The following is a 636-nucleotide window of genomic DNA, read 5'->3' as shown; positions in this document are numbered from 1 at the left end:
TACTCGAAGTCGTGCGGGAAGTCGAGCGCGTCGCCGTCGCTGACCTCCTCGGCGAAGAAATCCGTGGACTCCTCGTGTCTCCACGCGCCGTCGAGGAGCAGGACGGTGAGCTCCGCGCGCACGGCCGACCTCCCGTAGACCGTCTCCACTTTGCTCTTCGCGATGTAGGCGCGCTGGTACCACTCGCCGTCGAAGACGAGCGTGCCTGGCGTGCCGGAGGACAGGTCGCGGTCGGCGAGCCTGCGCAGCTCGTCGGCGCGCCCGGCGGACATGAAGGCGTCCAGCGCGGCCTCGCGTGCGTCGCGGCTGATGCCGGACGCGCCTCTCCAGCCGAGCGTGTACGACCACTCGCGCGAGCGCAGCTTGGGGGCGGTGCCGACGAAGGCGCCGTCCCCGTCGAGCTCGACGCGCCCGCCGCCGGACGAGACGTAAGCGAGCCTATGCACCTGCCATCACCGTCCTGATGTGTCGGTCGAGGTCGCGCTCGAGCGTGACCGGGGTGTACCTCTGGATGATCGCGGGGAGGTTGCGGTCGAGCCACGCGATGACGGACTCGCCGTCGCCGCCTCGCTCCACCTCGATGCCCTCGCCGATGCCGCGAAGCACGCTCGGGCGCAGCGGCACGACGGCCTCGCG

2 protein-coding genes are annotated in these 636 nt (G+C 71.1%); both read right to left on the bottom strand.

Features of this window, described 5'->3' with window-relative positions:
- Positions 1-446 (bottom strand): hypothetical protein (locus ACT84W_RS05765; protein ID WP_444328527.1); only part of this gene is annotated, 446 nt, incomplete at its 3' end.
- Positions 439-636, bottom strand: a 198-nt coding sequence (locus ACT84W_RS05760; RefSeq protein WP_444328526.1) for a hypothetical protein, incomplete at its 5' end; no start/stop codon positions are given. The genes ACT84W_RS05765 and ACT84W_RS05760, both read right to left, overlap by 8 nt.

This window comes from Paratractidigestivibacter sp. (assembly GCF_052362415.1).
Lineage (GTDB): Bacteria > Actinomycetota > Coriobacteriia > Coriobacteriales > Atopobiaceae > Paratractidigestivibacter.
This window is presented reverse-complemented; position numbering and strand designations above follow the sequence as displayed.